Origin of the sequence: Methanosarcina sp. A14, from assembly GCF_001729375.1 — an archaeon.
Taxonomy (GTDB): Archaea; Halobacteriota; Methanosarcinia; order Methanosarcinales; family Methanosarcinaceae; genus Methanosarcina; species Methanosarcina barkeri.
Genome location: NZ_LZPK01000169.1, coordinates 1 through 6799 on the forward strand (window position 1 = coordinate 1; position 6799 = coordinate 6799).

Annotated in this window: 6 protein-coding genes and 1 pseudogene; 4 read left to right on the plus strand and 3 right to left on the minus strand. The window is 31.7% G+C overall.

The features are described from left to right. Positions 1–366: 366 nt before the first annotated feature. Positions 367–690, plus strand: a complete 324-nt coding sequence (locus A9239_RS20355) for a hypothetical protein (RefSeq protein WP_048117139.1) — start codon at positions 367–369, stop codon at positions 688–690. A 396-nt stretch (positions 691–1086) separates the two neighbouring features. On the opposite strand, the pseudogene A9239_RS18960 reads toward A9239_RS20355, so the two are convergent. The 3 genes and pseudogenes from A9239_RS18960 to A9239_RS08815 all read right to left on the minus strand — a co-directional run. Continuing rightward, positions 1087–1239 (minus strand): annotated as a pseudogene (locus tag A9239_RS18960) (IS110 family transposase); the annotation flags it as partial. A gap of 662 nt (positions 1240–1901) precedes the next feature. Further along, on the minus strand, positions 1902–2537 hold the full coding sequence (locus A9239_RS08805) for a hypothetical protein (RefSeq protein ID WP_048117142.1): 636 nt from the start codon (positions 2535–2537) through the stop codon (positions 1902–1904). 632 nt (positions 2538–3169) lie between these two features. Continuing rightward, positions 3170–3772 carry a hypothetical protein gene (locus tag A9239_RS08815; protein ID WP_048155625.1) on the minus strand — a complete coding sequence of 201 codons (603 nt, stop codon included), beginning with the start codon at positions 3770–3772 and terminating at the stop codon, positions 3170–3172. Positions 3773–4424: 652 nt separating this feature from the next. On the opposite strand from A9239_RS08815, the gene A9239_RS08820 reads away from it, so the two are divergent. From A9239_RS08820 to A9239_RS08830, 3 genes are read left to right on the plus strand one after another with little or no spacing between them, the layout of a single operon-like run. Next, positions 4425–5264: a hypothetical protein gene (locus tag A9239_RS08820; RefSeq protein ID WP_048155622.1), complete on the plus strand. Its 840-nt coding sequence runs from the start codon at positions 4425–4427 to the stop codon at positions 5262–5264. Then, positions 5264–5941 (plus strand): hypothetical protein, encoded by a 678-nt coding sequence (locus A9239_RS08825; protein ID WP_048155619.1) that lies wholly within the window; start codon positions 5264–5266, stop codon positions 5939–5941. Before A9239_RS08820 ends, A9239_RS08825 begins: the two co-directional genes overlap by 1 nt. Next, a complete protein-coding gene (locus A9239_RS08830; RefSeq protein WP_048155616.1) occupies positions 5926–6327 on the plus strand; it encodes a hypothetical protein in 402 nt (133 codons plus the stop codon). The genes A9239_RS08825 and A9239_RS08830 overlap by 16 nt, the downstream gene beginning before the upstream one ends. Positions 6328–6799 lie beyond the last annotated feature (472 nt).

Sequence of the window (6799 nt, forward strand, 5' to 3'; positions counted from 1 at the left end):
GGATTTAAAAATTGAATTGGTTTAGAATGAGTTCTTTTTAAAATATACAACTTTAAAAGAGTAGTATCAGAATTTAATGTTTTATTTGCGGGTGTAAATAAAATAAAAGTTTTAAAACCTTTGTTTTAATAATTACCTAATTTTAATCCTTATTATCTTAACTATTCCTGAGATTACTTCTATTTTTTAAATTAAACCTTTTAAAACTTTTATTTTTATAATTAACTCACTTTTATATTTTTCTATTTATAAGTATGCTTATATTTTAACTGAATTATATTGGGATTGTCAAGCTGCAATAGTCAGCGAGATAATTTAGATGCTAAATTAAGGCTACAAGGACAGCAAATATTTTGGGGTAGGTAAATGATGAAAATGAGAAAAATACTGGGTATTTTGCTGGCACTCTGTTTTGTGCTGTCAGTGACAGCTGCAGCAGTAAGTGCGGCTCCTAATAATGTTAAGAACAAGTACGATGGTAAGCAAAAGTACGATGCTAAGAACAAGTACGACGGTAAAAACAAGTACGATGGTAAGAACAAGTATGGCAATCATTATGGCAAGAATAAATGCTTTATAAAAGGTCACTGGGGATATAAAAAAGTAAAGCACAACAAGGATAATAAACACAAATCTTTCTGGTATACTTTTGATAAATACTGGATTCCTGGCTACTGGTGCTGGAAGTAAAACGTATATTTATGGTGAGAGTTGAATATAAATAAAAAAAATCCTAACTGGCTGATGTTTTAATGTTTACATTAGCCAGTTGTGCTGTTTTTTCCAATTCTGAGTGATGCATATAATATTATCTGGAATCTCAATTCAAAAGCTCTAAACCCACCTGTAATTGGAAACTATAAAGAGAATTTATGGAGTCTATCCCAAAAGCCACTTTACTCTTAATCATTGGGAATTCTCAGAATTATTTTCATGATCATAAGATTGATTGATTATTCAAAATACACGGTCTAAGAAGCAAATTTCAAGTTTTGGGATGAACTCAGGGTTTGGAGAATTTTTAACCAGAGGATTGAAATCAATCAGAAAATTTATTTAGCATGAAAGTACATGAAGATCTCTTCCTCACGTGCTCTCTTCACCCTTTTTTTCCGTTATTGCAAATATTTCACTAATTATTTTTATTCGTTTATCAACTGAGAATATCTCGGTCTCGACAATCTTCCTCTTTTGAATTTTTCCTTTTTTATATCCAGTTTCATCTTCGTACATCATATCCAATTTCATCTTCGTACATCATATCCAATTTCATCTTCGTACATCATATTCTATTTCATCTTCGTACATCTTATCATTAAAGGTCACATTTGAGCCTTCGGTGGCAATTCACCGATTAGTTTTTTGACGGCTTCAAAGATCAAAAGAAAAGACAACCTTACTGTTCTAAGATAATGATGAAACACATAAACAAAAAAGGTAAGTCAAAAGTACTTTCATTGATTTGAGCGTGTTATTCAAAGGATACCATGTGCTTTTTTTGGCAATCCGCAGGAAACTTGATGGTATTATCTCCGGCTGAATTGGCCGATGTTTCTAGCATAAATTTTTCTTGCTCGGCGCGGCTAGAGCTCATTGGATTTGAGCAGATTAAAAAAATGGAAATTTCAGCGGCAGTGGAAAGATAAAATATAAAATCAATAACCTAATGATGGGTGGTCAACGTCTGTAAAGATAGCTATGATCTTGAATCCTCTTAAAAGGGCAAATCCTGAAAAGAAAAAACAGTTAAGGTTTAACTACGGGTTATTATGGCTAAAATGTCCATATTAGACCATATAACATGTTAGTCCATTAACGCTACCACATAAAAATGAAAGTATATTTAAAAGTTTTTTAAATGAGGTGCGGAAAATTGCCTGTTTGCAAGCTCCAGCTGCACGTCAATCAATAAACTCTTCTAACGAATCAATAAAGGACTCTAAATTTCTTCTTACCTCATATAAATCATGCTTTCCTTCCATGCGCCACACCTCATGGTCTTCAAAATCGTACAATATCGATAGTGGTAACATGCTTTTTTTGTATTTACCCATTGTTTCCGGATGATTTTCTACATTTACAACTTCGGCAAACAGGGCGTTATTAAATTTTGGTTCTGTCAGCAGGACCTCGTGCATGAAAGATATTAAATCCTGGCTGTCCTTGTCGCTAGCGGATTTTATATTAATACGGTAAACCAGTTTGTTGCCATAGTACGAAAACAACAAACGTTGCAAAACAGTATTTATTGTCTCATCAGGGTGGATTTTTGCTTCATTGAGTCTGTCATGAAGCCCTTGCGTGATTCTCACATTTTCCGTAGTATGCGAGAGCTCCGGGAAATTTCGTTTCCTGCCGTTAATAACAAACCAGTAGCTACCGTTTTCATGTATAAGCTGGCAGGTATCATCGTATCGAGCTAATAGTTTTCTAATTATCGTGCTCCTTGACTCCCAGGCACTGTCACTATTTCTGTCTCTGCAAAAATCGAGCGCTTCGTATAGCTCGGCACTAATTTTAATGGTCGTTGTTTCCACGGATGCACCTCAATCTGGAGCATACTTCGGGCTAAGATATATATAATGTTCGCCATGGCACTCAAGGTAACTCCAGTAAGTAGTGCTCAAGTAAACACCAACGGGGTGACCCAGCACGATTTTGATTGATCTTCAATTGATCTTCAATTGATTTTCAATTGATCCGCAGATGTTTCGTGCTATTTGCTGATCTTTGATGAGAACATCAGAATAAAAACTGTTTTATCATTTTTGTTTGCAGGTCTGGCCAAACGAGCCTTGTCAAACAACGAACTGTGCAGGAATGAGAAAAGACACTTTTCAGGTATCCAGAGTAAGCTTAATTGAGCCGAGCTTTCTCTATTTACTAAAAATAAGGATAAAGATAAAATTATTTACTATCTTCTTGTTTTTTTGTCAAAAATTGCTTTAATAATACCACGTGATTCTATCTGAGTTCCGAATTTTTCATCACGTGAGGTAGACTGCTTCGAAGTAAACTGTTGTCCACGTGTTATTTTTTCAGTACTCATTTTTCTCCCACATTTTATCTCGTTTTCTATCCTATTAATATCTTTTTGTATATTAGTTAAATTCAATATCAGTTACCTTAAAAAATCTCATTGAAATAAGTTCAATTTAAATGGTTTAATTTATGTTAAAATATTAGTAATCATATTAGCATAATGTAAATATATTGTAAATAACTCATTGGAGTGTTTTAGATACACATACCAAACTGTAAACATAAACAATGCTAAACAACTAAAAACGAACGCGTATACAGAAGCAGACAAACAAAAATTTTTGATTATATTTGATGTGTTATTGGCATAAATTTCTTCACGTAGCTCTTGATATGTCTCTTTAAGAAATGGTTTGTTTCTAGACACATACTCATATAGTATATAATCAGTATCCAATACTCTCATTCTTTTATTCCCAATAAACAAGGCCTTTAAAGAGAAAATAAAAGCAAAAATGAGTGAAAAAATGCAAAGAATATAGATTTTCAAAATAGAGTAATTACCTGAGAAATCTGTAAAGTGCTCTAGTCCAAAACTTACACTAAATACCATTAACACGCCGATAAATCCAATAATACATATGGCTTTATTCTCTATGTTAGTCGTCCTTTGCCATTCAACTAAATATCTGTCATTTAATACCTGATATACGGTTTCGTCATAATTTATGTTAAGATCAGTTGGATTGTCAGTTGTCTGATTATCGGTTGGGTTGATATCTTCATCCATAAGTGTTCACATTGATAAAGCAACTGGATATTAAATATATGAATTTAAAAATAAATAGTTGTATGGAGTTTAGATATTTATGTTGTTCTATTTTAAAATCCTAAATTTGATGAACTGAAACCTTTTGTTATATATTTAACAGATTTCTCAACAAATAATTTTATTTCAAAACAGTGTAATGTTAACAAAAATGCAGCTTCATTATCTTGCAAGAAAAAGCCCTTGACTAAAAGAAAAAGAAAAATATGATATTTTTCTTGCAAAGCCCAAATACTTAAAAAATTAGAAATATTGAATTTTAGTTTTTTATTACAACAGGAGCGCAGAGGGTCACGAATACCCCATTCTTTACAGGCTGCCCGACAATTACTTTCGGTAATAAAAGAATTTCTCTTTTTTGATTTAAAGGTCTTATTTGCTTTCTTTTTAGCACTTTCTTATTACTAACAATAATTGTCGGACAGCCTGTTTAGGGTGGGGTGACCGCACGCAATTTGATTTTACTTTGGTGGATCATATTATATTATAAAATTTATTAAGTGGATCGATATATACAGCTATGGCAAAATATATTAAAGTCAGTCTAATCTTATAGAAAAGCAACAAATTTCAAAAAATTAATATATAGTTTTAGTCTAACACGTAGTTTACTATGGAAGAGATTCATGATTTATTTGATATAGCTGAGAAAAATTCAACTAACTTAAAAAATATAATAAACAATTTAGACGGAATATATAAACAAAACTATACAATAATAAGTGATTTAGTTAAAGATAAATGGGCTATTTCAATAAACATGGATATAGACAAATTTAATAATTTTTTGATAGAGGGCAAATATAAAAATAGATATGAAAAATTAAAAGATGATCTAGAACGTTTACCCAATGGTGTTGGGGAGAATATTTCTACTAAGGAAGTATTAAGGCGCGAATTAAAAAAACACTATTCAAAAAGAATAATATTTGATAGTAGTTTCAAAGACGGTAAAAAATTCAAATACGGAGCTCTAAACATTGGTGGTCCTGGTATACATAAATACGGAGACATTTGCTTGGTGATCGCAAAATCTTTTGTGAATAATGATGCCAGTGTTGCATTTATAAAAGGTGATAGCCTAAGTTATGTTAATGAATCTAAAGTAGACGTAGAGAAACTAACTACTGATAGTTCGAATAAGAACTTAGTACATATCTTAGCGGCTATTAAACATTGCACGTGCACCTGTGAAATAGATCCAATCATGCTACCCTCTATTGTCTGCTGTGAACATTCATATATTGAAGCAATAACAAAAAATGATATAGAACCACAACATATACATAAAGTAAGGATTCGCAAAACTAAAGTAGAAGAATACTATGGATATCTGTATGAAAAATATGCTAATGGCTTATCTGATATAGAAAAACTGCGTGATCTACAAGAATTTTTGCGTATGAATGATCTTATAAAAGATAAAGGAATCGAGTTAGAAGTGGTTGGTTAATGACTTTGAGAATGATTGCCACATTGCCATATGAAAGGAAAGCTTTTATCATAGATAGAGATAAAACATTTTTTCTAGCTCCCCCTTATAATAATGAATATTTAGAAGAAGTTCCACTAAAGGAAGTAGAGAAAGCTATATCTTTTTATGGATTTGAGCCATGTGAACTCGGATTCAATGAACTGAATGAAGTAGTAGAGTATCTCAAAAATAGGTATTTGGAATTATTTGATAAACGAGGTATAGAATTACCTACCTCTGCTCAGTTGAGAGAACTTATTAAATACGCTCCTGACTATATATTGGAAGATTATTTGAAAAAATCAGATGAGATATTAATTCCTGAAGGCAAAACAGATGCTGCTAAAAACATTGCTTCAGACATAATTAAACAAGAAGATCAAAGAAATCCCAGAATAATTGGAAAAGCTAAAGAAGTCTTGAGAAGATGTGAAGGGTTGATGAGGAAGGACATGATAATAACTGTCCAAAAAATCAGTCCAATACAATATAGCTTACCAAGTTTTGAATACTCATCCAAAATTAGAATAATTCCAAAATTTTTAGGATTAGAACCACAGATTATTGAGAATATTCCGGTTATTAAAGTCGAGCAGATTAGTTCACGCGAATTTGATGCAAAACCCGGTTGGTGTCCATTTTGCTATTTAATATAAAAAAAGTATCAATAAAAAGATTAGATGCATGTAAAGAGAGTGAGGTCGACGTATCGAAAAATTACGAAATAAAAATTAATATTAGCATAACACTAATCGATTATAAAGAAAGTTTGAATAATGAGATTGTGTTTAAATCCAATTTCAGTATGGATATTATTAATATTGGCCATATTGGTGCATCTGTAGATACAGTTGTAGAGACAGACAATAAAGAAAAATTATTATCTGAATGGGATAGTGACTCTTCTACCACTAAGTTGCCAGCCAATGAAAGGGTTATTCTCGATAATGCAATATATTTCTATATAATGCCATTGTTTATAAATATATCAGAAAAGATGCAAATGCCAATACCCCTATCACCTCTGAAAATTAAGACTTAAAAATGCTTTACATGTAAGAACTCTGGCTCAATCCCATTCTCATACATCTCATGAGTTACCACAGTCAAATTCTAAGCCTGCTTTTGGCAGGTCGACGTAAAAATTCATTTAATTTTTCTACTGCTATCGATTTATTTTATACATCGAGTGTGTAATATGAATTTAAACGGAACGTTGCCTATTATCCAATTGTAGAAATGATTTGAATTTTAAGACAGCCTCTTAGATAACAATTACCTGAGCAGTCTGATTCTTAGATTTCAAAGTCTCCCCAAACTTCCTTTTAATAGCAGCATTTGTAGACTCAATCTAGTGTCGAGTCAATCATCAAGCCCATATTCGGCAGGTCAACATAAAAATCCATTTAATTTTTCTATTGATATCGTTTTTTTTAAACTTTTAAAATTTCATTTAAACTATAAACTAATAAATGTTAACCATAATATAATTAATATATGAGCTGATCCCAAAA

Coding starts and splice junctions, on each gene's coding strand:
- A9239_RS08825 (WP_048155619.1), top strand. CDS start 5,264: ATGACTTTGAGAATGATTGCCACATTGCCATATGAAAGGAAAGCTTTT.
- A9239_RS20355 (WP_048117139.1), top strand. CDS start 367: ATGATGAAAATGAGAAAAATACTGGGTATTTTGCTGGCACTCTGTTTT.
- A9239_RS08815 (WP_048155625.1), bottom strand. CDS start 3,772: ATGGATGAAGATATCAACCCAACCGATAATCAGACAACTGACAATCCA.
- A9239_RS08820 (WP_048155622.1), top strand. CDS start 4,425: ATGGAAGAGATTCATGATTTATTTGATATAGCTGAGAAAAATTCAACT.